Source organism: Stutzerimonas xanthomarina DSM 18231 (assembly GCF_900129835.1).
Taxonomy (GTDB): domain Bacteria; phylum Pseudomonadota; class Gammaproteobacteria; order Pseudomonadales; family Pseudomonadaceae; genus Stutzerimonas; species Stutzerimonas xanthomarina.
The window spans coordinates 300,118-322,646 of sequence record NZ_FQXA01000001.1 but is presented as its reverse complement, the minus strand read 5'-3'; the positions used below and the strand labels follow the sequence as shown (position 1 = coordinate 322,646).

24 protein-coding genes are annotated in these 22,529 nt (G+C 62.5%); 12 read left to right on the top strand and 12 right to left on the bottom strand.

Features of this window, described 5'->3' with window-relative positions:
• Window positions 1-2: 2 nt before the first annotated feature.
• On the bottom strand, window positions 3-722 hold the full coding sequence (locus BUE09_RS01535; RefSeq protein WP_073298955.1) for a TorF family putative porin: 720 nt from the start codon (window positions 720-722) through the stop codon (window positions 3-5).
• A gap of 288 nt (window positions 723-1,010) precedes the next feature.
• On the opposite strand from BUE09_RS01535, the gene BUE09_RS01530 reads away from it, so the two are divergent.
• Window positions 1,011-1,277, top strand: a complete 267-nt coding sequence (locus BUE09_RS01530; RefSeq protein WP_073298954.1) for a DksA/TraR family C4-type zinc finger protein — start codon at window positions 1,011-1,013, stop codon at window positions 1,275-1,277.
• Window positions 1,278-1,372: 95 nt separating this feature from the next.
• Window positions 1,373-1,819, top strand: a complete 447-nt coding sequence (locus BUE09_RS01525; RefSeq protein WP_073298953.1) for a hemerythrin domain-containing protein — start codon at window positions 1,373-1,375, stop codon at window positions 1,817-1,819.
• On the opposite strand, the gene BUE09_RS01520 is transcribed toward BUE09_RS01525, so the two are convergent.
• The 3 genes from BUE09_RS01520 to BUE09_RS01510 all read right to left on the bottom strand — a co-directional run bounded on the left by BUE09_RS01520 (window position 1,816) and on the right by BUE09_RS01510 (window position 4,613).
• A complete protein-coding gene (locus BUE09_RS01520; RefSeq protein WP_073298952.1) occupies window positions 1,816-3,003 on the bottom strand; it encodes a GAF domain-containing sensor histidine kinase in 1,188 nt (395 codons plus the stop codon). The genes BUE09_RS01525 and BUE09_RS01520 overlap by 4 nt on opposite strands.
• Window positions 3,004-3,106: 103 nt before the next feature.
• A complete protein-coding gene (locus tag BUE09_RS01515; RefSeq protein WP_073298951.1) occupies window positions 3,107-3,829 on the bottom strand; it encodes a hypothetical protein in 723 nt (240 codons plus the stop codon).
• Between the two features lie 274 nt (window positions 3,830-4,103).
• Window positions 4,104-4,613: a GNAT family N-acetyltransferase gene (locus tag BUE09_RS01510; protein ID WP_073298950.1), complete on the bottom strand. Its 510-nt coding sequence runs from the start codon at window positions 4,611-4,613 to the stop codon at window positions 4,104-4,106.
• Between the two features lie 698 nt (window positions 4,614-5,311).
• On the opposite strand from BUE09_RS01510, the gene BUE09_RS01505 reads away from it, so the two are divergent.
• From BUE09_RS01505 to BUE09_RS01485, 5 genes are read left to right on the top strand one after another with little or no spacing between them, the layout of a single operon-like run.
• Window positions 5,312-6,175 carry a branched-chain amino acid ABC transporter permease gene (locus BUE09_RS01505; protein ID WP_073298949.1) on the top strand — a complete coding sequence of 288 codons (864 nt, stop codon included), beginning with the start codon at window positions 5,312-5,314 and terminating at the stop codon, window positions 6,173-6,175.
• The gene (locus tag BUE09_RS01500) at window positions 6,175-7,203 is read left to right on the top strand and encodes a branched-chain amino acid ABC transporter permease (protein ID WP_073298948.1); all 1,029 of its coding nucleotides are present in this window, start codon (window positions 6,175-6,177) and stop codon (window positions 7,201-7,203) included. Before BUE09_RS01505 ends, BUE09_RS01500 begins: the two co-directional genes overlap by 1 nt.
• On the top strand, window positions 7,196-7,963 hold the full coding sequence (locus BUE09_RS01495) for an ABC transporter ATP-binding protein (protein ID WP_073298947.1): 768 nt from the start codon (window positions 7,196-7,198) through the stop codon (window positions 7,961-7,963). The genes BUE09_RS01500 and BUE09_RS01495 overlap by 8 nt, the downstream gene beginning before the upstream one ends.
• Window positions 7,950-8,657, top strand: coding sequence for an ABC transporter ATP-binding protein (locus BUE09_RS01490; protein ID WP_073298946.1), 708 nt, complete (start codon window positions 7,950-7,952; stop codon window positions 8,655-8,657). The genes BUE09_RS01495 and BUE09_RS01490 overlap by 14 nt, the downstream gene beginning before the upstream one ends.
• Before the next feature lie 24 nt (window positions 8,658-8,681).
• On the top strand, window positions 8,682-9,827 hold the full coding sequence (locus BUE09_RS01485) for an ABC transporter substrate-binding protein (protein WP_073298945.1): 1,146 nt from the start codon (window positions 8,682-8,684) through the stop codon (window positions 9,825-9,827).
• A gap of 297 nt (window positions 9,828-10,124) precedes the next feature.
• On the opposite strand, the gene BUE09_RS01480 is transcribed toward BUE09_RS01485, so the two are convergent.
• Window positions 10,125-10,886, bottom strand: coding sequence for an SDR family oxidoreductase (locus BUE09_RS01480; protein ID WP_073298944.1), 762 nt, complete (start codon window positions 10,884-10,886; stop codon window positions 10,125-10,127).
• Between the two features lie 342 nt (window positions 10,887-11,228).
• Between BUE09_RS01480 and BUE09_RS01475 the strand changes: the two genes are divergently transcribed.
• Window positions 11,229-11,858: a pseudouridine synthase gene (locus BUE09_RS01475; RefSeq protein WP_073298943.1), complete on the top strand. Its 630-nt coding sequence runs from the start codon at window positions 11,229-11,231 to the stop codon at window positions 11,856-11,858.
• Between the two features lie 21 nt (window positions 11,859-11,879).
• Here BUE09_RS01475 and BUE09_RS01470 read toward each other — a convergent pair whose 3' ends face one another.
• From BUE09_RS01470 to BUE09_RS01455, 4 genes are all read right to left on the bottom strand, one after another.
• A complete protein-coding gene (locus tag BUE09_RS01470) occupies window positions 11,880-12,098 on the bottom strand; it encodes a DUF2788 domain-containing protein (protein WP_003283042.1) in 219 nt (72 codons plus the stop codon).
• A gap of 172 nt (window positions 12,099-12,270) precedes the next feature.
• Window positions 12,271-12,750, bottom strand: a complete 480-nt coding sequence (locus BUE09_RS01465) for an Lrp/AsnC family transcriptional regulator (protein WP_019340274.1) — start codon at window positions 12,748-12,750, stop codon at window positions 12,271-12,273.
• A 447-nt stretch (window positions 12,751-13,197) separates the two neighbouring features.
• Window positions 13,198-14,109 carry a cation diffusion facilitator family transporter gene (locus tag BUE09_RS01460; RefSeq protein WP_073298942.1) on the bottom strand — a complete coding sequence of 304 codons (912 nt, stop codon included), beginning with the start codon at window positions 14,107-14,109 and terminating at the stop codon, window positions 13,198-13,200.
• A complete protein-coding gene (locus BUE09_RS01455; RefSeq protein ID WP_073298941.1) occupies window positions 14,109-14,525 on the bottom strand; it encodes a polyribonucleotide nucleotidyltransferase in 417 nt (138 codons plus the stop codon). Before BUE09_RS01455 ends, BUE09_RS01460 begins: the two co-directional genes overlap by 1 nt.
• A 305-nt stretch (window positions 14,526-14,830) precedes the next feature.
• On the opposite strand from BUE09_RS01455, the gene hrpB reads away from it, so the two are divergent.
• A complete protein-coding gene (hrpB, locus tag BUE09_RS01450) occupies window positions 14,831-17,353 on the top strand; it encodes an ATP-dependent helicase HrpB (protein WP_073298940.1) in 2,523 nt (840 codons plus the stop codon).
• Window positions 17,354-17,421: 68 nt separating this feature from the next.
• On the opposite strand, the gene BUE09_RS01445 is transcribed toward hrpB, so the two are convergent.
• Window positions 17,422-18,159, bottom strand: a complete 738-nt coding sequence (locus BUE09_RS01445) for a substrate-binding periplasmic protein (protein ID WP_417776921.1) — start codon at window positions 18,157-18,159, stop codon at window positions 17,422-17,424.
• 204 nt (window positions 18,160-18,363) lie between these two features.
• Here BUE09_RS01445 and BUE09_RS01440 point away from each other — a divergent pair, with 204 nt between their 5' ends.
• The gene (locus tag BUE09_RS01440; RefSeq protein WP_073298938.1) at window positions 18,364-19,206 is read left to right on the top strand and encodes an SDR family oxidoreductase; all 843 of its coding nucleotides are present in this window, start codon (window positions 18,364-18,366) and stop codon (window positions 19,204-19,206) included.
• On the opposite strand, the gene BUE09_RS01435 is transcribed toward BUE09_RS01440, so the two are convergent.
• Both BUE09_RS01435 and BUE09_RS01430 read right to left on the bottom strand, forming a co-directional pair.
• Window positions 19,203-19,637, bottom strand: a complete 435-nt coding sequence (locus BUE09_RS01435) for a VOC family protein (protein ID WP_073298937.1) — start codon at window positions 19,635-19,637, stop codon at window positions 19,203-19,205. The two genes, BUE09_RS01440 and BUE09_RS01435, sit on opposite strands and share 4 nt — an antisense overlap.
• A 69-nt stretch (window positions 19,638-19,706) precedes the next feature.
• A complete protein-coding gene (locus BUE09_RS01430; protein ID WP_073298936.1) occupies window positions 19,707-20,387 on the bottom strand; it encodes a YciC family protein in 681 nt (226 codons plus the stop codon).
• A 116-nt stretch (window positions 20,388-20,503) separates the two neighbouring features.
• On the opposite strand from BUE09_RS01430, the gene BUE09_RS01425 reads away from it, so the two are divergent.
• Window positions 20,504-20,977, top strand: coding sequence for an NYN domain-containing protein (locus tag BUE09_RS01425; RefSeq protein ID WP_073298935.1), 474 nt, complete (start codon window positions 20,504-20,506; stop codon window positions 20,975-20,977).
• A gap of 154 nt (window positions 20,978-21,131) precedes the next feature.
• Window positions 21,132-22,457, top strand: coding sequence for an RNA helicase RhlE1 (gene rhlE1 / locus BUE09_RS01420; protein ID WP_073299463.1), 1,326 nt, complete (start codon window positions 21,132-21,134; stop codon window positions 22,455-22,457).
• Window positions 22,458-22,529 lie beyond the last annotated feature (72 nt).

The following is a 22,529-nucleotide window of genomic DNA, read 5'->3' as shown; positions in this document are numbered from 1 at the left end:
CGCTAGAACAGCGAGCGCTCGGCCTTGAACATGAAGTAGCTCTCGCAATAGCTGTTCTGACCCGAGTAGACACCGCACTCGCTGCCGCTGAGGCTCGAGTCGGTGTAGGAGAGGTCCAGGTGTACGCCCAGCCAGGGGCGCGACAGGTTCAGCGACCAGTCGTTAAAGACTTCGACGCTGCCGCCAGGGTGATACATCGGGCTGTCCATCGAGTGGCTGGCGTATTTCAGGCGCAGGTCCAGACCGAGCGGGCTGACCGCGCCAAGCTCCAGCAACAAGGTGCTGTCGGTGCGCCCCGGACGGCTGCTCAGTGCGCCGCCCAGCCGGCTGCCGGCCAGGTTGAAGCCTGCATAGACTTCGTGGCGGTCCGCCCCCTCCAACTCGGGAAAGCTGTAGCGAATCACACCCAGTTCGTAACCTGGCGCCTGGTCGAAACGGTGCTGGACGTAACCGATGTAGCTGTCCAGCTCCAGCTGGTTACCCTCGATGATGCCCATGCTGGGCGCCCACTGGCCAACGTACCAGCCACTTTCGTGGGTGAGGTCCAGGCCGCCGCGAAAGGTGCTGGCGGTGGTCGGGGTGACCAGCCCCTGGGCCATGCTGCGGGTTGGCGCCGTGCCGAGTCGCAGGTCGAATTGGCCCACATTGCGCTCGACGACGTCCGGCTGACTGGCGCAACCGCTCAGGCCAATGATCAGCGCCGCCAGAATCTTCGTGTGCATCACCGCTTCCCTGAGGGTGTATTTACAGACGGCCGCCGCGCGGCCATATCAAGCCAAGCCCCGACGCAGAGCGTCTGAATTGGGCTTGCCCTCCAATCGGCTGGAAGGATAGACAATGCAAACTGCTGCCGAAGTCCGTTCGTCGATCTGGCGCCAGCGGATCGACGGGTGGCGCTGCCGGATTGACGACGCGGCCCGCGCACCGCGCCGCGCGACCGACTGAACGGTGCTGGTGCCCGATGTTCAAAAACAGAACCACTATTAAGACCTGATGCTTAGGAGATCGCGATGGCTACGGGTTGGGCAAATGAAGGCGCGGTTCAGGAACAGATCGACAGCACCATCGAAGATGCGGTGCAGCGAGCGCGTAGTCGGCTGGGGCAGGGTGAGAGCCTGACGCACTGCGAGGAATGCGACGCGAAGATTCCCGAAGCAAGACGGCTAGCCGTGCCAGGCGTGCGCCTATGTGTGAAATGCCAGACCGAACTGGATAAACACGAAGCCAAGTTCAGCGGTTACAACCGTCGCGGCAGCAAGGACAGTCAGCTGCGCTGAGCTGCATGACGAAAACCACCGACCCGATGGCACTCGCTGCGCCAACGCCTGTCAGACGCGCATCGCCCACCGCTCCATGGAAGAAGAACGCCGTCATGATGATTTTCGAAGCGCTGCGCCAGAGTCACGATATCCAGCGTGAATTGTCCGAGCAGCTGGTCCAGACCCGCGGCGACAGCGCCGAACGTCAGGCCCTGTTCGCCCAACTCAAGCACGAACTGTGGGTCCATTCGGTCGCCGAAGAGCGGCATTTCTATATCCCGCTGATGCATGACGACAGCGGAGTCGACCTGTCCCGTCATGCCATCGCCGAGCATCATGAGATGGACGAAATGGTCGAGGCGCTTGAACAGACGGATCCCAGCAGCCCAGGCTGGCTGGCTCAGGCCCGCAAGCTGTCGGACAAGGTTCACCACCACTTGCAGGAGGAAGAGCACAAGTTCTTCCAGATGGCGGGCAAGTTGCTCAGTGACCGACAAAAGACCCAGCTCGCTGGTGCATATCTGGGTGCCTACGACCTGATGAAGGCCGAGCATGCTTAAGCGATCGCGGCACCGGTTGGCATGCTGAAGGTAAAAGTGGTGCCGGCCTCGGCGGTAGAGGTTACCCGCATGCTGCCGCCATGCGACATGGCGATTTCATTGGCAATGTAGAGGCCGAGACCCAGGCCGGATTGCGTGTTCGACGCCTCTTGCCAGAAAGGTTTGAACAACTGCGCCAGGCGATCCGCTGGTATCGGCTCACCCTGATTGTTCACCGATAGCAGCAGGTGCCCCTTTTCGATCACCGCACGGACGTGCACGCGTCCTGTCGCCGAGCCATGCACCAGCGCATTGGCAAGCAGGTTGGAAAGCAACTGCGCGAGGCGGTCTGCGTCGCAACGCACGCCTCCAAGCGGGGCGATGTCAGCTTCAATGGCTCGCTGGGGATGGGCGCTCTGCATCTCCGAAACGATATGCGTCAGGGTGATGTGCAGCTCATGGCATTCGTCGCTCTGCAGCGGTATTCCGTTGCCCAGGCGCCCGCGAGCGAAGTCCAGCACGTCGTCCACCAGGCGTGAAGCGCGACGGGTTGCGGTGAGCATGTGTTCGGCAATACCGGTGATCGACGCATCCTTCGAGCGCCTCATCATCAGTTGCGCGCCAGACAGGATCGACGAGAGCGGGTTGCGCAGGTCGTGCCCGAGCAGGGCGATGAATTGTTCGCGCAGTTCGGCCGTCTGCTGCACATCGAGCAACGCCGCTTCGGTCGCCTCGAAATGCTCTTCGGCCTCAAGCTGAATGGCCAGCAGCTTGGCGAAAGACTCCATCATCGCCAGAACCGACCCTTCCGACAGTTTGGCGGGCAGCGGATCGAGCGCACAAACGGTACCGAAGAAGCTGCCATCCGTGCGAAACACGGGGGCCGAAATATAGCTTTCGAAGCCATACAGCTTGGGCGTGTGGTGGCTGCAGTAGCGCAGATCCTCACTCGCTTTGTTGATGATGATGGTTTGGTGGGACGCGCGGATTTCGTGGCAGAGGGTGGTCGTTACGTCCAGCTCGCCGCCGACCTGCAGGCCGAAGTTGATTCGGTCGAGCACCGCGCAGGCCGTCCAGGAATCCTCAGTGACACGCGCCACTGCGGCGAAGCGCAATCCGGTGGTCTCGGAGATGACCTGAAGGATGGCGGGTACGGCGTTGATGCGGCTGATTGCCGAGATGTCGTCGATTACCGATCGATTCATGCGCAATGTCTTGGCGTCGCAAAGTGGTAGCGGGCGACTTTATCACGCACAGATGGCGACACCGAGTCGGGCCGACCAGCGCCGACCCGAGTCGATGAGCGCGCTAGTGCTGTGTAACGGTTGCTGTGTTAGCAGTGCCGATTTGGCTGACGGTGGCGAAATCGCCAAATCCAGTCTGAAGCACGGTGGCCATGTTCTGTACGCCATCTTGCATAACGTTTGCGTGGCTAAAGGCGCTGGTTTGATCGATGTCCGCGACGTTGCGATCGCCCAGTTGCGTCACGTCCACGGTGTTCCACTCGCCATCCTGATCGACATCGGCCACGTTGCGGTTGCCATCCTGGCTGATGTCGATGTCACCCTTCATGCCGATCTGATCAACAAACGCATCGTTGCTTTCGCCAGTTTGGACTACCGTAGAGCTGTTGAACGCGCCATCCTGATTCAGTTCGGCATCGTTGTTCCAGCCGTCCTGCGTTACATCAGCAGTGTTTGCGTAGCCAGCCTGCTCAACGGTGGTGTCGTTGTTCCAGTCGTTCTGCGTGATCTTCACTTTGCCTTTAATGCCTGTTTGCGTAACGGTTGCGTCATGCCAAGCGCCTCCCTGCGTTACCTTTGAACTGTTTTCCTCACCGGATTGGCTGGTGGTCGCAGTGTGAGCGAAACCGGTCTGGTACACCTTCGAAATCTGGCCGACCCCTTCCTGATAGACATTCGCGAGCTGGTCAACACCGGTTTGCTGGACCAGCGCGTCACTGCCGGCCGCAAAAGCTTGGGTCGCGGACACGGCGAGGACTGCTGCGAAAAGCGCGTTGAATTTGAGCATTGGTTGTTTCTCCATGGATTTAATCGGTCGCGCAGCCTGCTGTTTGGTTCGGCTGACGCGATTACCCAGAACGCTCGTCTTTTCCAGAAGCGGTGCCAGCAATGCCTACCCTGAGCCTTGGTAGCTGACGGCGCTTCGCATCCCTGCCTCCTTGGAGTTGGAGTTGCGCTTGGGTAGCCGACAAGTTAATCCACTACATTTTTTTTCCAATGAATCTAACGGTTGAATTTTGCGGACTGCGGCAAACGGCGGGTGAATCTGGCCTTCGCCAGAATCATGGATGGGGCGTCCTGTTCAGGGGCAGTTGCATCATGGTCAGGTCCAGCCAGCGGCCGAACTTGCAGCCGACCTGACGCATTTGTGCGGCGTGGATGAAGCCCAGCTGCTGATGCATGTGAATGGAGGCGCGGTTCTCGCTCTCGATCGCCGCGATCATCACGTGCTTGTGCAGCTCGCGGGCGCGCTTGATCAGCGCCTGCATCAGGCTTCGGCCAACGCCGCCGCCCCGCTGGCCGGAGCGCACGTAGACGGAGTTTTCCACCGTGTGGCGAAAGCCGTCGTGCGGGCGCCAGGGGCCAAAGGAGGCGTAGCCGGCCACCTGTTCGTGATCGTCGATCGCGACCAGCACCGGGTAGTCCTGTTCGCGGCGCTCGGCCAGCCAGGCGCGGCGGTTGTCGAGGTCGACGAGCTTGTCATTCCAGATCGCCGTGCTGTTCTGCACCGCGTCGTTGTAGATATCAAGGATGCCTGGGAGGTCGGCGTCCAGTGCGTCACGTATCTGCACGTTGAGTTCCTTCGCTAACGGTTCATATCGGCTGCAGTAGACATTGACCCGCGTTCACGGAATAGGTTGATGCACGCTGAGCAGCCGCGCCTTGCGGTGCAATAACTGGATGCGCAGCTGGTGCCACACAGCGATCAAGCATTCCTGCGTTCCGCAGCTTCGGTGCGCGATGTGCACGTTTTGAAATGCCGGCTTGGCTGCGCGATACCACTTCGCCGCGTATGGGTCGCTAGGTCAGGAATGCGGTGACGGAGTCGAGCATTTGTTGTGCCTTTCGCGTTACGGCGGTGTGCTGCGCGGGACACGCTGGGTATGAGCGCGTAGGTGAACCCGTCCCTACGGCCCGGCTGTTTGAAGCTAATGCGCTCGAATGGTGCGCTAACGGGATCGGGCGTCGCACATGACCCGGTTTGGTGCGTATCGAGCATGATCGTTGCGGCGCGTCCGCTTGAACAATCACCGATGCGTAGACGGTCAATCAGATCGTCACTGAAACAGATTGTTGCCAGCATCACGCTGCTTTATGGCCCTTTATCTCTTCCGAACTGCTCGTTTGACGAGGGTGCCAGCGAGTGCCAATGTCAGTCAGGCGCAGTTTCCGATGCCCAGCGGCGGTCAAACACTCGACCCGCTTGTATCGCGGCATACGGTAATCGCTCGGTGGCACCCATAAAAACAAGATCCACGGAGACGCCGCATTGAATCTATTGTTCCAGCAAGTGCTCAACGGCCTGACCCTGGGCAGCATCTACGGGCTGGTCGCCCTTGGCCTGACGCTCGTCTACGGCATCCTGCACATTCCCAACTTCGCCCATGGCGCGCTCTATATGGTGGGGGCCTTCGCGTCGTTCTTCTTCATGACCGATCTGGGCCTGCACTACTGGATCGCCATGCTGCTGTCCGGTCTGGTGGTCGCCGCGCTGGCGGTGCTCTGCGAACGGTTGGTGTTTCACCCGCTGCGCAACGCGCCGCCGATCCACGACAAGATCGCCGCCATCGGCATCCTGCTGTTTCTCGAGGCGGTGGTGCAGATGTTCTGGGGCTCGGACTTCCGCCGCATGGCCTCGCCCTATGCCGGCATTCTCAACTTCGATGGGCTGATCATTCCCGAGCAGCGCCTGTTGATCATCGTCGGCGCCTTTACCCTGATGCTGGCACTGCATCTGTTCCTGCGTAAAACGATGCTGGGCTCGACCATCATCGCCATGGCGCAGAGCCGTGAGGGCGCATTCCTCGTCGGCATCGATTCCAACCGCGTGGCGATGCTGACCTTCGCCATCTCCGGCATGCTCGCCGCTTTTGCCGCCACACTCTATGCGCCGATCAACCTGGTGTATCCGGCGATGGGGCATCTGGTGATCATGAAGGCCTTCGTCATCATCGTGCTCGGCGGCATGGGCAGCATTCCTGGCGCCATCATCGGGGCGATGATCCTCGGCTTTGCCGAAAGCTTCGGCGGCTTCTACCTGTCTTCGGATTACAAGGACATCATCGCCTTCTCGTTGCTGGTGGTGATCCTGTCCTTCCGCCCGACCGGGCTGTTCGCCAAGGGGGCTCACTGATGCATCGGTTCGCCTCGTTATTGACTGGTCGCGGCTGCAAGCTGGTCCTGCTGGCTTTGGCCCTTGCGTTCCCTCTGTTCGCCAAAAGCGAGTACCAGGTCTACGTGATGGCCAGCGCTTTTATTTGGGCCATTGCGGTGTACGGCCTGAACATCATCACCGGATACTGCGGCCAACTGAACCTGGCCCACGGCGGCTTCTTCGCCATCGGCGCCTATGCGCTGGCTATCCTCACTGCTGACCATGGCTGGAACTTCTGGCCGGCGTTCGTGGCGGCGGCGTTGGTTTCGGCCGCCGTTGGCGCGCTGGTCGGCATCGTCTCGCTGCGTTTGAAGGAGCACTTCTTCGCCATCTTCACGCTGTGCGTCGGCTTCATCATCTACCTACTGATCGACAAGTGGGAGGAGCTGACCCACGGCGCCATTGGCATCCGTAGCATTGCGGCGCCGGACGGCTTCGGTCTGGTGGACTTCAGCCAGACGGTGCCTTTCTACTACCTGGCGCTGCTGTTTCTGCTGCTGGCGATCTGGTTCGCCGGGCGGCTGGCCTCTTCGCTGTTGGGGCGCACCTTTATGGCGATTCGCAATGGCGATGCGCTGGCGCAATCGCTGGGCATCGATCTGATGCGCAACAAGCTGCTGGCCTTCGTTCTGTCGACTACCTATGCCGGTGTTGCCGGAGCGCTCTATGCCTCGATGATCCGCTTCATCGGTCCGGAGGAGGCCAACCCGAACCATACCTTCGATATGATCACCTACCTGCTGGTCGGCGGCTTCGGCACGCTGTTCGGGCCGCTGGTCGGCACTGTCGGGGTGGTCTGGATCACCCAGTCGCTGCAGTTCCTCGAGGACTACCGGATGATCATTTTCGGCCCGCTTATTGTGATGCTGGTGATCTTCATGCCGCGCGGCGTCACCGGCACCTTCCTCAGCTGGAAACTGCGCAAGGACACCGAGGCGGCCCGCACCAACGATCCGCGAGCCGATAGCAAAGTTACTCCACGCCGCGAGGTGAACAACAATGCTTAAGGTCGAAAACCTGACCAAGATGTTCGGCGGCCTCGCGGCGGTGCACGATGTCAGCGTCGAGTTCGAAGCGTGCAAGATCAACGCCATCATCGGCCCCAACGGCGCCGGCAAGAGCACCTTCTTCAACCTGATCTCCGGCGTACACAAACCCAGCTCCGGACGCATCCTGATCGACGGTCATGATGTCTCGCGGATGCGTTGTGATCGTGTCGCCCGGCTCGGTGTTGGCCGCACGTTCCAGACCACGCACCTGTTCGAGCAGGCTACGGTGCTGGATAACCTCATCGTCGGCCACCGCCTGCGCACGCATTCGGGCCTGTGGGACGTGTTGATCAACTCCAAACGTCTGCAGCGCGAGGAGCGTGAATGCCGCGAGAAGGCCCGCGCCGCGCTGGACTTCGTTGGGCTGGCGCATCTGGAAAATCGGGTGGTGCTGGATATCTCTCAGGAAGAACGCAAGCGCGTGGCCTTCGCCCTGGCGCTGGCCACCGAGCCGAAGCTGGTGCTGCTCGATGAGCCGGCGGCGGGCGTTAACCCGGAGGAAACCGAAGGCCTTACGCTGCTGATCCGCAAGATGGCCGAGCATGGCCTGACCGTGTGCCTGATCGAACACAAGATGGACATGATCATGGGCCTGGCGGACAAGATCATGGTGCTCAACTACGGAGAAAAGATCGCCGAGGGCACGCCCGCCGAGATCAAGGCGAACCCGGCCGTCATCGAAGCCTACCTGGGGAGCGACTACGATGCTGCAGCTTGATCGGGTCGATGTCTGCTACGGCAGCTTCAAGGCGCTCACCGAGGTCTCAATGACGGTTAGCGCCGGCGAGCTGGTGGTGCTGCTGGGCGCTAACGGCGCGGGCAAGACCACCTTGTTCAACACCATCAGCGGCCTGCTCAAACCGACCGCCGGCAGCATCACGCTGGAGGGCAAACGCATCGACGGCCTCAAGCCTTCCGCATTGGTCGCCGCCGGCGTGGTGCATTGCCCGGAGGGGCGCAAGCTCTTTCCGCAAATGTCGGTTTCCCAGAACCTCGCCCTTGGCGCCTATCTGCATCGCCGCGACAGCGAGGGCAACAAGCGCAACCTGAAGGAAGTGCTCGACCTGTTTCCCATCCTGCACGACAAACGCAACCAGCCGGCCGGCTCGCTGAGCGGTGGCCAGCAGCAGATGGTGGCGATTGGCCGAGCGCTGATGAGCCGCCCACGGCTGCTGATGCTCGACGAACCTTCGCTGGGGCTGGCGCCGTTGGTTGTCAACCAGATGTTCGAGGTGATCTCGCGCATCAACAAATCCGGCACTAGCGTATTGCTGGCCGAACAAAATGCCTTTGCAGCTTTGAAGATCGCTCACCGGGCCTATGTCATCGAAGGCGGCAGCCTGGTGATGGAGGGTGACCAGCAGGCCATGCTGGGTAACGAAGCCGTGCGCAAAGCCTATATCGGCGCCTGAACAGTCATGACCCAGGAGATAACAATGAAAACGCTCAAAGCGCTTGGATTGGCGATTGCCACCCTGACCGCGGCCCAGGCCAGCGGCGTATACGCCGAGCAGACGCTCAACATCGGCTTTACCGGCCCGCTCAGTGGCGGCGCTGCACTGTATGGCGAGAACACCCTGTCCGGCCTGCGCATGGCCGTGGAAGACACCAACGAGGCGGGCGGCATCAAGATCGGCGACGAGACCTACAAGGTCAATCTCATCAGCCTGGACGACAAGTATTCACCGAGCCAGGCGGCGACCAACGCCAAGCGGCTGGTGAAGGAGTCGAAGGCCGCTGCAGTCTTCGTCCCGCATACCGGTGGCGTGTTCGCCCTGCAGGACTTCAACGTCGCCGATGATTTCCTGATCATGGCCTACACCAGCGTTCCGTCGGTGACCGAGCAGGGCAATCCGCTGACCGTGCGCATCCCGCCGGAATTCACCGGCTACGTCGATGCCTTCTCCGACTACGCGCTCAAGCATTACGGCAAGAAGCTCGGCATCGCTGGCGCGACCCACGAGTACGCCAAGATCTGGACCGACATGATGACCAAGGCCTGGGAGGAGAAGGGCGGGGAAATCGTCGAAAGCAATCCCATGGACTACAACAAGTCGACCGACTTCTATACCGGCGTCAGCCGCGTGATCGCCTCAAATCCGGACGTGATGTTCGTCGGCGGTGCTTCTGAGCCGACTGGGCTGGTCATGCAGCAGGCGCGGCAGCTCGGGTTCCCGGGTGGATTCATCGTCATGGACCAGGCCAAGCTGGATGAAATCGCTGCGGTCACGGGCGGCCTGGATCTGCTGGAAGGCGCGATCGGGGTGGTGCCGCTGTCCGAATACGAGGGTGAAGCGGCCAAGGCGTTTGTCGAGCGTTACAAGGAGGCCCACGGCAAGGTGCCGGGCTCCGAAGCGGCCTACAACTACCTGGCCTTTCATGCTTTGGCTAAGGCCATGGAGCTAGCCGGCAGCACCGATCCACAACAGGTACGGGCGAAGATGGCCGAGGCGATCAGCGCGCTGGACCCCAAGTACAACCTCTATTCGATCCAGGGCCTCACCGACAAGGGCGGATTCATTACGCCGACTACCATGGCTGTGGTGGAGGGCGGCAAGATCGTTCGCAAGGAGATCAAGTAACCCTCCACAGCCAAACGGCCCTTCTGGGCCGTTTCGGTGACAGGTTTCTGCAGTTGCTCTCGATCCCCTTCATGCCCTGCAGAGCGACCGGTCTTGCTCCGCTCCCCCCTGACATCTCTCTCGCTTTCAAGCGAAGTTGGCTCAGCTGTAAGTACCGCCGCGGCACAGCTTTGCAGTCGTCGTGAGCCACGTTCAGCCGTCGGTAACAGAAGCATCACCGAAGGGTAGGGCGCATGCGTTCGCCGTTATGAGGCACTTAGCCTGGAGGCGAAGCTCATGCATCCCTCAATGCCGACTTTACTGGTCCCGATCGATGTTGAACGGCGACCACGCCTGCCGGGTGGGCATCACTTCGAGGCGGTTGATGTTGATGTGGTCCGGCAGGGTCGCGACGTAGTAGATCTGCTCCGCGATGTCCTCGGCGGTCAGCGGAGTGGTGCCGCGGTAGAGCTTGTCGGACGCTTCCTGGTTGCCTTTGGTGCGGACCAGGGTGAACTCGGTCTCGGCCATGCCGGGGGCGATGTCAGTGACCCGAACGCCCGTGCCCAGCAGGTCGCAGCGCAGGTTGTAGCTGAACTGCTCGACGAATGCCTTGGTGGCACCGTAAACGTGACCGCCCGGGTAGGGCCAGTGGCCGGCGACCGAGCCGATGCTGATGATGCTCGCGCCCTTGCCCGTCTCGATCAGGCGCGGCAGGAGGGCATGAGTAACGTTGACCAGGCCGGTCACGTTGGTGTCGATCATGGTGTGCCAATCGTTCAGACCAACTTTCTGCGCGGGCTCCGGGGCGAGCGCCAGGCCTGCGTTGTTGATCAATGCTTTGACCTCGCGGAAGCCTGCGGGCAGCTCGGCAACCACCTGCTTCACCGCTTCGGCGTCACGTACGTCGAGCGTGGCGATGTGCACCGGCACCTTGGCCGACAGTTCTTGCTTCAGCGCTTCGAGCCGCTCCTGGCGGCGCCCGGTCAGGACCAGCGCCCAGCCGGCCTCGGCAAAGCGGCGGGCAGTGGCCCGGCCGAAGCCGGATGTTGCACCCGTGATGAAAACCACGTCGTTCATGCAAAGACCTCTTGTCTGTTCGGATTGGCACGCCGTACGCGGCCGACCTAGGGAGCTTACTGCGTCAGACCGCCAAGAGCAGCAGCCAGTTGCCGACGACGGACGAGTCAGGTTGACGTCGCAGCAATCGGTCGATGTATCGGCCTATCGACAACATCGGGGAATCTGTTCACCAACGGGCTGATGCTACGGGCCGAGCGCGGCACTCGACCTCTAGTTGCTGCACGCTTGCTGTGAAGCGATTTCGGCGCAGGCGAGTGGTCTATCCGCCACAATCAAGGGCAGTTGCTTGCGGGGTTTGGTTCGGCGCCCTAGCATGGCCGGCCCGCTCAGGAAGTCTCCATGTCGCGTCCCTCTCGCCCCCGTCCGCCGCGCACCACCGCAGCGCGTACCATGCCCCGCCGAGTCGCCAAGGCGCCGCCAGCCGAGCCGCGTCTGTTGCTGCTGAACAAACCCTTCGACGTACTCACGCAGTTCAACGATGCCGATGGTCGGGCCACCCTGAAGGACTTCGTACCGGTTCCGGGCGTGTATCCGGCCGGGCGTCTGGATCGTGACAGCGAAGGCCTGCTGCTGCTGACCAACGACGGGCAGCTGCAGGCGCGCATTGCCGATCCCAAGCACAAGCTGGCGAAGACCTACTGGGTGCAGGTGGAAGGCGAAGTCAGTACTGAACAGCTGCAGCGGCTGCGCGAGGGTGTCGAGCTTAACGACGGTATGACGCTGCCGGCCGAGGCCCGTTCGCTCGATGAGCCGCAGCTGTGGCCGCGTACCCCGCCGGTGCGCTTTCGCAAAAGCGTGCCGACCAGCTGGCTGGAGCTGGTGATCCGTGAAGGGCGCAACCGTCAGGTGCGCAGGATGACCGCAGCGGTCGGTCTGCCAACGCTGCGGCTGGTGCGGGTCAGGATCGGGCCCTGGTCGCTGGACGGTCTGCAGCCGGGCGAGTGGCGGGAGGTGCCGGCGCGCTTGTGACGCGCCCGCCCGCCAGCACGATCAGTGCGGGATGCCCTGCGTCACTTCGATGATGTAGCCAATGACTGGCTTGGCCAGAAAGGCAAACAGGCACAGGCCAAGGCCCAGGAACAAAATCGCCGTGCCGAGGCGGCCAGCTTTGGATTTCTTCGCCAGGTCCCAGATGATGAAGGCCATGAAGGCCATCAGTCCGCCGACCAGGACGATCATCATCCATTTTTCGAAAACTTCCGGCTCCATCAATTTCTCCGCTTGGCTAAGTCTGAATGCAGACGACAACAGCTATGACAGCGGGCGGACCTGTTATCAGCGAGCGAGGCGCTTGTTCGAATGTGGCGCGCGGGGGCATAGCAAGGCGGCGGCGAGTATACGCCAAGTCGGCTATCGATGACGCCCGACGCGCCAAAGGGTCTCATCCTCGCAAATGCTCCAGTGGCAGCTCAGTACTGGATGAAACCTGCCGCAGAACAAAGCTCGACCGCACGCTGGTCACACCTTCGATGCGAGTCAGCGTGCCCAGCAGGAAGGCCTGATAGTGGTCCATGTCCGGCACCACCACCTTGAGTTGGTAATCGGCATCCATCCCGGTGACCAGGCTGCATTCGAGCACTTCCGGGCATTTCCCGATCATCCCTTCGAAGTGTTCGAAGCGCTCCGGCGTGTGTCGGTCCATGCCAATCAGTACGTAGGCGGTCAGGGTCAGGCCGAGCTTCTTGCGGTCGAGTAGCGCGACCTGACGGGCGATGTAGCCGTCGTCCTCAAGCTGTTTGACCCGCCGCGAACACGGCGACGGTGACAGGCCTATACGCTCGGCCAGATCCTGATTTGAGATGCGGGCGTCATGCTGCAATTCGGCAAGGATGCGCAGGTCGTATCGATCGAGTTTGCTCATTTTTGTTGGCTCGCGTGGTCTTGTTGCGCCGGATGATGGTTTGTTACGTATGGATTGCGCAAGAGCGCGGTATTCGAGCAATCTTCGCAAGCATCTAGCGTCACGCGGGGCGTAAGCTTTATCCAACTTCCGCCCCCGGCAGAAAGGGCACGGCACGCGACCCCCGCCGTGACCTCCGAACGCCTTACCAAGGTCAACGGTCCGGGCCCCCGACGCTCACGAGGCGCCGCGAGAAGAAGCCGTTATCATCGGCTCAACGAATCGAAGAGACCACGCCCAGGCGTGGTTTTTTTCGTTTTGGGGTTTTGTTTGGTGGCTGATGTAATACCCGATATCGATTAGATCGGCAGTCACGTCCTGCTGGCGTGCCCGAACGTAGGATGGACGAAGCCCATCGCGCACGGCTGATGGGTTGCACCCATCCTACAAACTGCGCTTTACGCCGCGTCACCCCTTCGACCTGACCACCTCAAGCGGATCAGCATGCACCAGTACCTCAGCGCGCGGGTACTGGGCGTGAATCGCTGCCTCGACCTGATCACACAAGGCATGCGCCTCGATCAACGGCAACTCACCCGGCAGCTCCAGATGCATCTGCACGAACCAGCGGGTGCCGGATACGCGGGTGCGCAGGTCGTGGCAACCGGCCACGCCGGGTACATTGCAGGCCAGCCGATGCATGTCCTCGCTGATCTCAGGCGGCAGTTCGGTATCCATCAGCACCGCGCCGGCTTCGCGCACGATGCTCAGCGCGCTCCAGAAGATGTAGACGGCGATGGCGATGCCGAATACCGCGTCAAGCCGTTCCCAGCCATAACCGGCAAGCACCAGCGCCACGAGGATGCTGCTGTTGAGCAGCAGGTCGGAACGGTAATGCAGCGAGTCGGCACGGATTGCCGTGGAGCCGGTTTCGCGCACTACGTGGCGTTGATACATCAGCAGCGCTACGGTCATCGCCAGCGACAACAGCATCACTGCGATGCCCAGCGTCGGTGCGCCGAGCGGCTCGGGGTGCAGCATGCGATCAACACCCTGAACGCAGACGAGGATGGCACTGACCGAAATGAAGGCGCCCTGACCGAGCCCGGCCAAGGCTTCAGCCTTGCCGTGACCGTAGCGATGATCATCGTCCGCGGGGCGCAGCGAGTAGTGCACCGCCAGCAGATTAAGCAGCGAGGCGGCACCGTCCAACAGTGAGTCGGTGAGGCCGGCCAGCAGGCTCACCGAGCCACTCAGCCACCAGGCCAGCGCCTTGCTGGCGGCCAGCGTCAGCGCGACGGCCAACGCCAGGTGCGTGGCCCGGCGCATTAGCCGGGCATGTTCGGCGCTGACGCCTTTACGCTCGCGGGTGTGCTGCATCAGGCGGCCGGGCGGAGGCCAAAGGCAGCCAGTTGCTCAACGCTACCGTTGTGCTGGATCAGGCGCGGATCATCCAGCGGCAGGCTGCGGCCGGTTTCGGTTTCGATGATGGCCTTGAGTTTGGCTTGGTCGATCACGCCGTCAGCGCCGATGGCTTCCTGCAGTTTTTCCGGGGCCATGGAGTAGTTGTCATCGGGCAGGTAGATCGCGCCGGTGGCGAAGTCGATACCAAAGGCGATCAGGCCGGGGATCACGTAGAACAGCAGGCCCACGGCATTGGCGACCGCGATGGCCGGGTCGATCTTGCCGTCGATCTGGCCTCGGCGATCCGGGTAGAACAGCGTGCCGCAAGCCGTCAGTTGAGCAAACAGGGAGACGGCCAGCACGCCGCCGATGACACGGGAACGAGTACGCATAGGGACCTCCGGAAAAAGTGGCGCAACTATACAAGGGCTGCACATGGGCTGCGTGATGTTTTCTCGACATCAGACCGCCTTCTGCGCCTCAGTGTTCAGGCGTCCGTGCAGAGCCTGCGCAGGACGCCTAGAAGGTTCAAACCTGGCTTTCGGCGCACAGATAATCGCTAGGGTGAATGATGCTTCACCTACCGACCGTGCGGGGTTCTGGTGGATGGAGGAGCGCCACCCACCCTACGACGCCTTCGTCTCGCCGCCGGCGTTACTTCGTCCTTTATAATGCCGCGCTCAAATCCGGAATCCCCATGCTTTCCCTACCCATTGATGAAGCCCTGCCGGCGCTGCGCCAGGCTCTGCTAGCCCGCGACGAAGCGGTACTCGAAGCGCCGCCCGGCGCCGGCAAGACGACTCGTGTGCCGCTGGCGCTGCTGGACGAGCCGTGGCTGGCCGGACAGACGATCCTGATGCTCGAACCACGACGTCTGGCGGCTCGCGCAGCGGCTGAGCGGCTGGCCAGCGAGCTGGGCGAGAAGGCCGGTGAAACCGTCGGTTATCGCATCCGACTCGAAAGCAAGGTCGGGCCGAACACCCGTATCGAAGTGGTCACCGAGGGTATTCTTGCGCGCCGCTTGCAGGACGATCCGACGCTCGATGGCGTCGGGCTGGTGATCTTCGACGAATTTCATGAGCGTAGCCTGGATGCTGATCTGGCCTTGGCGCTGACGCTCAACGCACGTGTGTTGCTGCGCGATGAACCGCTCAAGCTCTTGTTGATGTCCGCAACTCTCGAAGGCGCCCGGCTGTCGAGCCTGCTCGACGATGCGCCAGTGGTGCGCAGTGAAGGACGCATGTACCCGGTCACTCAGCGCTGGGGACGGCCGTTTCAGGCCGGCGAGCGCATCGAACCGCGAGTGGTGCAGACCGTCTTGCAGGCGCTGGATGAGGAATCCGGCAGCGTGCTGGTGTTCCTTCCCGGGCAGGCCGAAATCCGCCGCGTGAACGAAACGCTAAGCGAACAGTTGTCGGGGCGTCGCGATGTCTTGCTCTGCCCGCTGCACGGTGAGCTGGAATTGATGGCTCAGCGCGCAGCCATCGAACCGGCGCCCGCCGGTAAGCGCAAGGTGGTGCTGGCGACCAACATCGCCGAGACCAGCCTGACCATCGAAGGCGTGCGCGTGGTGGTCGATGCCGGGCTGGCGCGAGTGCCGCGCTTCGACCCGGGTAGCGGCATGACCCGCCTGGAAACACGGCGGATTTCCCGAGCCTCCGCTACGCAGCGCGCGGGTCGTGCCGGGCGCCTCGAACCCGGCGTTTGTTATCGTCTCTGGTCCGAAGACCAGCATGCTCAGCTCGCCGCCTATGGCGATGCGGAAATCCTTCAGGCCGACCTGGCGGGTGTGGCGCTGCAGCTGGCGCGCTGGGGTGTCGAACCGGATGAGCTCGCCTGGCTGGATGTGCCGCCAGCTGCGGCTTACCGGCAGGCACAGGATCTGCTCCAGCGCCTCGGCGCGCTAAGCCGTAATACTCACGGCGGCTGGAAGTTGACGGCCCACGGGCAGGCCATGGCCGAGTTGCCCGCGCATCCGCGTATCGGCCACCTGTTGCTGCGCGGTCAGGCGTTGGGGCTCGCGCCGCTGGCGGCTGATCTCGCTGCGCTGTTGGTCGAGCGGGATATCCAGCGCGGCGGAGGCGGCGCGGATATTTCAATCCGTCTCGGGCTGCTCGACGGTAGCGCCGGACGGCATGCCGGCGCGCAGCGGGTACGACAGCTTGTACGGCAATTTCGCGGTCTTCTGCGTGGCCCGACAGGTCCAGCTCCGGAGGATGCGACCCATCATCGCTGGCACGGCGCGCTGCTGGCGTTCGCTTATCCCGACCGGATTGCTCGTCAGCGGCGTGAAGGCAGTGGTGAATACCGCCTGGCCAACGGTCGTGCCGCGGTGTTCGGTGAACCGGATGCCCTGATGAAAGAACCCTGGCTGGTGATCGCCGAACTGGGCAGCCGTCAGGGCCAGCGCGAAGAGCGCATCTACCGGGCCGCCGCGCTGGATCCTGCGCTGTTCGATGATGAACTGGCCGAGCAGGTCAGTGTGCGTGACGAGCTGGAGTGGGACGAGCGCGAAGGCGTACTGCGGGCCGAGCGGCAGCGGCGGGTCGGCGAGCTGGTGCTCAGTCGCGAGCCTCTTCCTGGGCTGGATGACGAAGCGCGTGCGCGTGCGCTGCTCGGACTGGTCCGTCGCAAGGGCCTGGAACTGCTGCCGTGGACGCCGGAGCTGCGTCAGTGGCAGGCGCGCATTTCGTTACTCCGGCAGCTTGATCTGGCGGCCGGTGCGGACAGTGCATGGCCAGACGTCAGCGATGATGCGTTGCTGGCTCGGTTGGAGGACTGGCTGCTGCCCTATCTGGGCAAGGTCTCGCGGCTGGCGCACTTCGCCCAGCTGGATCTGAAAGCCATGCTCGCGACCTTGCTGTCATGGCCCTTGCCGCAGCGCCTCGACGAAATGGCGCCGGTTTCAATCGGCGTTCCGTCAGGCTCGCGAGTACGGCTCGACTACAGCGAATCGCCGCCGGTACTGGCGGTGCGCCTGCAGGAGCTGTTCGGGTTGGCCGATACGCCACGTATCGCGGGTGGACGCCAGCCGGTGAAGTTGCACCTGTTGTCGCCCGCGCGCCGCCCGGTGCAGGTCACGCAGGATCTTGCGAGCTTCTGGGCGAACACCTACCTGGAGGTGAAGAAAGACCTGAAGGGCAGATACCCGAAACATTATTGGCCAGACGACCCGCTGGTGGCGGAGCCCACCGCACGGGCCAAGCCGCGCGGGACCTGAGGGTTCGGCCGCAAGACTTTCGGGCCGATCATTCCTGATCCCGGTCAACGCTCACATGCTGCTTGCGTCTACTCCGGCAGGCTCAGGTCCTCCCCGGCGGCCGACATCTCGGCGTAGGCCCGGTCCAACGAGTCGACTACTGCCTGGCTGTCCTTGGCGTGGCGGGACACGATAAAGCGAATGGCGACCTGATGCAGCTCGATATGGGGAAGCGCCTCCATGCCGAGGCGTTTCAGCGCCTGGTTTACTGGAATCTGGTAGTCGAGAAGATAGTCGGCGCGGCGGTGCTTCAACATCTCCAGCGCTGAGGTGTGGGTGGCTGTCCGATGCAGGCGAATCCCTAGTTGCGGGTCATGCAGCATCTGCGTCACCTGTGGCCAGTAGTTGTAGCCGCCGATAATGATGACGCCGTGTTTGCGCAGGCTGTCGGGGATGCTCGGGGGCGGGGTGTCTGGCCGGTAATAGAGGTTGAGGCTGATCTGCGCGAGGGTTTGACGACCTTCGATAGTATCGGCCTGCAGTTCCGGTTTGCCTGGCGCGCCCGGCCACAGATCGACGCTGCCGCTCTTCAACGCTCCATACAGGCGTGCGCTCGGTAACCCACGAAACTGCGCCTGATATCCGGCATGTTCGAGGACGCGGCGGGTGAGTTCCACGACCGGCCCCTGCGGTTGGCCTTGCGCATCGCTGTAGATGGCCGGCGGGAAATCGTAGTAACCGACAGTCAGGGTTCGTGGCGTCTCGGCCGAGGCGACGCAAGGCGCTGCCAGAGCCGCCGCCAAGGGCGTCCAGAATGATGGCTTCAAGGTAATTCACTGCCCCTTGTGGTTAGCGCTTGGGTAAAGCATGGCCGCCATGCGTCCAGCTGTCCAGAATGGGGCGCACGGGTTGCTACGCGATACTGCGTCCCGACAATGCCGTAAGCGGACCAAGAGCCGGCTGGCTATGCTGAGCCTAATGCGGCCGCGCTGATTGGGTTCGGTGACGCGGATGACTCGATGGAGAGGTTTATGTATCGCAAGGTATTCACCAGCAAGGTGTTCGATCGCAAGGTGGTGGTGATCACCGGCGGCTGTGCCGGCATCGGTCGCGCACTGGCCGAGCGGATGGCCCAGGCAGGAGCGCGGGTGGTGATTTTCGATCTCGATCAGAAGGCCATCGATGGCCTGGTGCAGCATCTGCTCGACCATCACAACGCCGACGCGCTGGGGTTGCGTTGCGATGTGTCGGATGCCGCGGCGGTGCAGCAAGCTGTTGCGCTGGTGGTGGAGCGCTTCGGCGGTATCGACGTGCTGATCAACAACGCCGGCATTACCCATCGCAGCCGCGTTGCCGAGACCAGTCTGGCGGTGTTCGAGCGGATCATGGCGGTCAACTTCTATGGCGCATTGCATTGCACCCAGGCCGCACTGCCAAGCCTGATCGCGCGGGAAGGGCAGATCATCGTGCTCAGCTCACTGTCGCAGTACGCGCCGGTGCCAGACCGCGGTGCCTACAACGCCAGCAAGCATGCGCTGCATGGGTTGTTTGAAACCCTGCGCAGCGAGCTGGCCGATACCGCGGTCAACGTGATGCTGGTATGCCCGGGGTACACTGCGACGGATCTGCGTAAGAACGTGCTGATTGGCGATGGCTCCACTGCGCCCCAGCCGGTTTTGACGGTGGGCCGCGTGGCGTCGCCGCAGGACGTGGCGGAATCCATCTATCAAGGCGCGTTGAAACGGCGACGGTTGCTGGTGTTGTCCAACCTGGACTGGCGTGCGCGGCTGGTAGCGCGCTGCTTTCCGCGCACCTTCGAGCACCTGCTATTGCCACGACTAGCCGGTGTTCGGAGTTCGCCCGGCGCAGGCTAGGTGGTCGGCGCGTCGCCGTAGAGCTGTTGGGCCAGTTCCATGTCCCAAAAGGCGGCCTCGACCTTGTGGCCGTCCAGGTCGCATACGAAGCAGCCGTAGTAGGGCTCGCCGTACTCCTCGCGTGGCCCTGGTGCACCTCCATCAGTGGCGCCAGCAGCCAGCGCGGCGCGATGAAACGCATCGACCGAGGCCTTGTCCGCTGCGAAGAAGCCGATATGGGTGCCGTTGCCGATGCTGGCTGGTTGGCCGTCGATCGGCGTTTGCAGCCAGAACTCAGGATAATCACGCCCCCAGGCGATCGCACCCGGATGAGTCATGATGCGCTTGCAGCCGAGCGTGCCGAGAGTCTGATCGTAGAAGGCAGCGGCTTCGTCGAAGCGGTTGCTGCCCAGGGATACGTGGGACAGGATGCTGGGGTTCTGATCAGCCATGGTGGAGCCCTCCGAACAGGAATGGACCACCAAGCCTAGCCCGTCGGATCGTAGCTCGCCGTCTCGCCGTCAGCTTTCTTCGTTGCGGCCGATGACCGGCTGGCTGCAGATCATGAAGCAGCGAAACAGCACCACGGTCGCCAGCAGTTGCACCAGTCCTACGGCACTGTCGACGAGCACCGCTAGCAGCCCGGGCGGTGTTTCGCCGGCCCAGAATTGCGCGGCGAGCCAGGCTTCCAGCACCCATAGCGGCAACAGAACCACGAGGATGCAGCCGAACACCAAGAGGAAATGGCCCCGGGTCTGCAGGAAACTTTCCTTCAGTGCCGCCAGCGGGGTCAGGCCGCGCAGCACCAACAGGTATTCAGCGAAGGCAATCTTGACCATCACCCAGAGCCCAGGCAGCACGAACAGCGCGGCGCCGAGCATGATCAGCAGGGTGCCGAGCCCGGCCAGCACAGCCATCGATGGCCACAGTGGCAGGGCGCGCTTCAGGACTTCGCGCAGCGGCGGTGCATGGCCGCGGCTACGGGCGTCGAGAAACAGGATCAGTGCGGCGATGTACAGCGGATAGAAAATCAAGCCGACCAGCAACTCCTGCGCGGGCATTGCGTCCTTGCCGAACAGATGGTCAACGACCAGACGGGTGCAGCTCTCCAATACGATCAACGGCAGGCAGAGCCGCGCAATGGACGCCAGGTTGCGGGAATAAAAGAACCAGGCGTCACGGAGGATGGACAGAACATTCATCGCGGTCAGAGTAACTCTCGGAAGTACAGGCGCGCACTTTAGCCCAAGCAACCGACCAACGACATGTGCGGTATTGCCGTCCATACTGGCCAGCCTTTCACCGCTCGGGTCGCCGCGTGAAGAAAATCGCCCTGTTTGCCGATGTGCAGAACCTCTATTACACGGTGCGCCAGGCTAATGGCTGCCATTTCAACTATGCGGCGCTCTGGGCCGAGGTCAGCGAGCGTGGTGAGATCGTCGAGGCCTATGCCTATGCCATTGATCGCGGGGATGCCAAGCAGCAGCAGTTCCAGCAGATCCTGCGCAATCTCGGCTTCACCGTGAAGCTCAAACCCTACATCCAGCGCAGCGACGGCTCGGCCAAGGGCGACTGGGACGTCGGGATCACCATCGATGTGCTCGACGTGATTGGACGTGTCGATGAGGTGGTATTGGCGTCGGGCGATGGCGACTTTGATCGGCTGCTGGACCGCGTGCGTGCCGGTGGCGCCGAAGCAACGGCATACGGCGCGCCGGGCTTGACGGCCAACTCGCTGATTCGCGCGGCATCGCGTTACGTGCCGATCGAAGGCAAGCTGCTGTTGCGATAGCGCTGTTGGTCCGTCACTCCTGGGGCTGCCGGCGCCGCATGTTCCATTCGGCGGCCATCGGTGGATGGAGAAAGCGACATCCACCCTACGCTCAGCTTCCAGCTTCCTTTCGAGTAAACTGCGCAGCCTGTTTTTCGTCCTTCCGGTTACCGTCATGACCTTCGCCTCTTTGGGCCTGATCGATCAGCTGCTTCGCACCCTCGAATCGCTTGAATACACCCAGCCGACCCCGGTCCAGGCCAAGGCGATTCCGGCTGTGCTCAAGGGCCGCGACCTGATGGCCGCTGCGCAGACCGGCACCGGCAAGACCGCCGGTTTCGCCTTGCCATTGCTGCAGCGGCTGCTGCACGAAGGGCCGCACGTGGCGAGCAATTCGGTCCGCGCGCTGGTGCTCGTGCCGACCCGTGAGCTGGCCGAGCAAGTGCACGAGAGTTTCAGAACCTACGGCCAGGACCTGCCGCTGCGGACCTATGCGGTCTACGGCGGCGTCAGCATCAATCCGCAGATGATGGCCTTGCGCAAGGGCATCGACGTGCTGGTCGCCACGCCGGGACGGTTGTTGGATCTGTATCGACAGAATGCGGTGAAGTTCAGCCAGGTGCAGGCGCTGGTGCTGGACGAGGCCGACCGCATGCTCGACCTCGGCTTTTCCGAAGAACTGGACGCGCTGTTCAGCGCGTTGCCGAAAAAGCGCCAGACCCTGCTGTTCTCCGCGACCTTTTCCGACGCGATTCGGCAGATGGCGCAGAAGCTATTGCGCGATCCGCTGTCCATCGAGGTCAGCCCGCGCAACGCCGCCGCCAAGACGGTCAAGCAGTGGCTGGTGCCGGTGGACAGGAAGCGCAAGTCCGAACTGTTCCTGCACTTGCTGGCAGAAAAACGTTGGGGGCAGGTGCTGGTGTTCGTCAAGACACGCAAGGGCGTCGACCGACTGGTGGATGAGCTGCAGGCGCAGGGCATCAGCAGCGACGCGATCCACGGCGACAAGCCGCAGGCGTCGCGGTTGCGGGCGCTGGAGCGCTTCAAAGCGGGCGAGGTGCAAGTGCTGGTGGCCACCGATGTCGCCGCGCGTGGCCTGGATATCCATGACCTGCCACAGGTGGTCAATTTCGACTTGCCCATCGTCGCTGAAGATTATGTACACCGTATCGGCCGGACTGGCCGGGCGGGCGCCACGGGCGAAGCGGTATCGCTGGTCGCCGCCGACGAGGTCGATCAGCTCGCAGCCATCGAGACGTTGATTCAGCAAGTTCTGCCGCGGCATGACGAGCCGGGTTTCGTCCCGGATCATCGAGTGCCGACTACGCAGCCGGGCGGGCAGATCATCAAGAAACCGAAAAAGCCGAAGAAGCCTAAAGAGTCAGCTGGCAAAGGCCGCGTTCATCTGGGCAACTGGTTTGATGAGAGCGAGAAACCCAACGCCAAACCGATCCGCAAGGTGCCGAGCCTGGGCGGGGCGAAGCCGTCGAAAAAACGCTGACCGATCTTTGCCTGACGCCCATGGCGGCGTCATCGGGAAATTTCGGCGCGGGTTGAAACGGTCGCCCCGCCC

What these genes read in the sequence shown, in the direction of transcription:
- BUE09_RS01530 (WP_073298954.1), top strand. Translation starts at nt 1,011, where the DNA reads ATGGCTACGGGTTGGGCAAATGAAGGCGCGGTTCAGGAACAGATCGAC.
- BUE09_RS01515 (WP_073298951.1), bottom strand. Translation starts at nt 3,829, where the DNA reads ATGCTCAAATTCAACGCGCTTTTCGCAGCAGTCCTCGCCGTGTCCGCG.
- BUE09_RS01475 (WP_073298943.1), top strand. Translation starts at nt 11,229, where the DNA reads ATGTCGCGTCCCTCTCGCCCCCGTCCGCCGCGCACCACCGCAGCGCGT.
- BUE09_RS01435 (WP_073298937.1), bottom strand. Translation starts at nt 19,637, where the DNA reads ATGGCTGATCAGAACCCCAGCATCCTGTCCCACGTATCCCTGGGCAGC.
- BUE09_RS01470 (WP_003283042.1), bottom strand. Translation starts at nt 12,098, where the DNA reads ATGGAGCCGGAAGTTTTCGAAAAATGGATGATGATCGTCCTGGTCGGC.
- BUE09_RS01465 (WP_019340274.1), bottom strand. Translation starts at nt 12,750, where the DNA reads ATGAGCAAACTCGATCGATACGACCTGCGCATCCTTGCCGAATTGCAG.
- BUE09_RS01490 (WP_073298946.1), top strand. Translation starts at nt 7,950, where the DNA reads ATGCTGCAGCTTGATCGGGTCGATGTCTGCTACGGCAGCTTCAAGGCG.
- rhlE1 (WP_073299463.1), top strand. Translation starts at nt 21,132, where the DNA reads ATGACCTTCGCCTCTTTGGGCCTGATCGATCAGCTGCTTCGCACCCTC.
- BUE09_RS01485 (WP_073298945.1), top strand. Translation starts at nt 8,682, where the DNA reads ATGAAAACGCTCAAAGCGCTTGGATTGGCGATTGCCACCCTGACCGCG.
- BUE09_RS01500 (WP_073298948.1), top strand. Translation starts at nt 6,175, where the DNA reads ATGCATCGGTTCGCCTCGTTATTGACTGGTCGCGGCTGCAAGCTGGTC.
- BUE09_RS01495 (WP_073298947.1), top strand. Translation starts at nt 7,196, where the DNA reads ATGCTTAAGGTCGAAAACCTGACCAAGATGTTCGGCGGCCTCGCGGCG.
- BUE09_RS01455 (WP_073298941.1), bottom strand. Translation starts at nt 14,525, where the DNA reads ATGCGTACTCGTTCCCGTGTCATCGGCGGCGTGCTGGCCGTCTCCCTG.
- BUE09_RS01480 (WP_073298944.1), bottom strand. Translation starts at nt 10,886, where the DNA reads ATGAACGACGTGGTTTTCATCACGGGTGCAACATCCGGCTTCGGCCGG.
- BUE09_RS01525 (WP_073298953.1), top strand. Translation starts at nt 1,373, where the DNA reads ATGATGATTTTCGAAGCGCTGCGCCAGAGTCACGATATCCAGCGTGAA.
- BUE09_RS01520 (WP_073298952.1), bottom strand. Translation starts at nt 3,003, where the DNA reads ATGAATCGATCGGTAATCGACGACATCTCGGCAATCAGCCGCATCAAC.
- BUE09_RS01535 (WP_073298955.1), bottom strand. Translation starts at nt 722, where the DNA reads ATGCACACGAAGATTCTGGCGGCGCTGATCATTGGCCTGAGCGGTTGC.
- hrpB (WP_073298940.1), top strand. Translation starts at nt 14,831, where the DNA reads ATGCTTTCCCTACCCATTGATGAAGCCCTGCCGGCGCTGCGCCAGGCT.
- BUE09_RS01440 (WP_073298938.1), top strand. Translation starts at nt 18,364, where the DNA reads ATGTATCGCAAGGTATTCACCAGCAAGGTGTTCGATCGCAAGGTGGTG.
- BUE09_RS01430 (WP_073298936.1), bottom strand. Translation starts at nt 20,387, where the DNA reads ATGAATGTTCTGTCCATCCTCCGTGACGCCTGGTTCTTTTATTCCCGC.
- BUE09_RS01460 (WP_073298942.1), bottom strand. Translation starts at nt 14,109, where the DNA reads ATGCAGCACACCCGCGAGCGTAAAGGCGTCAGCGCCGAACATGCCCGG.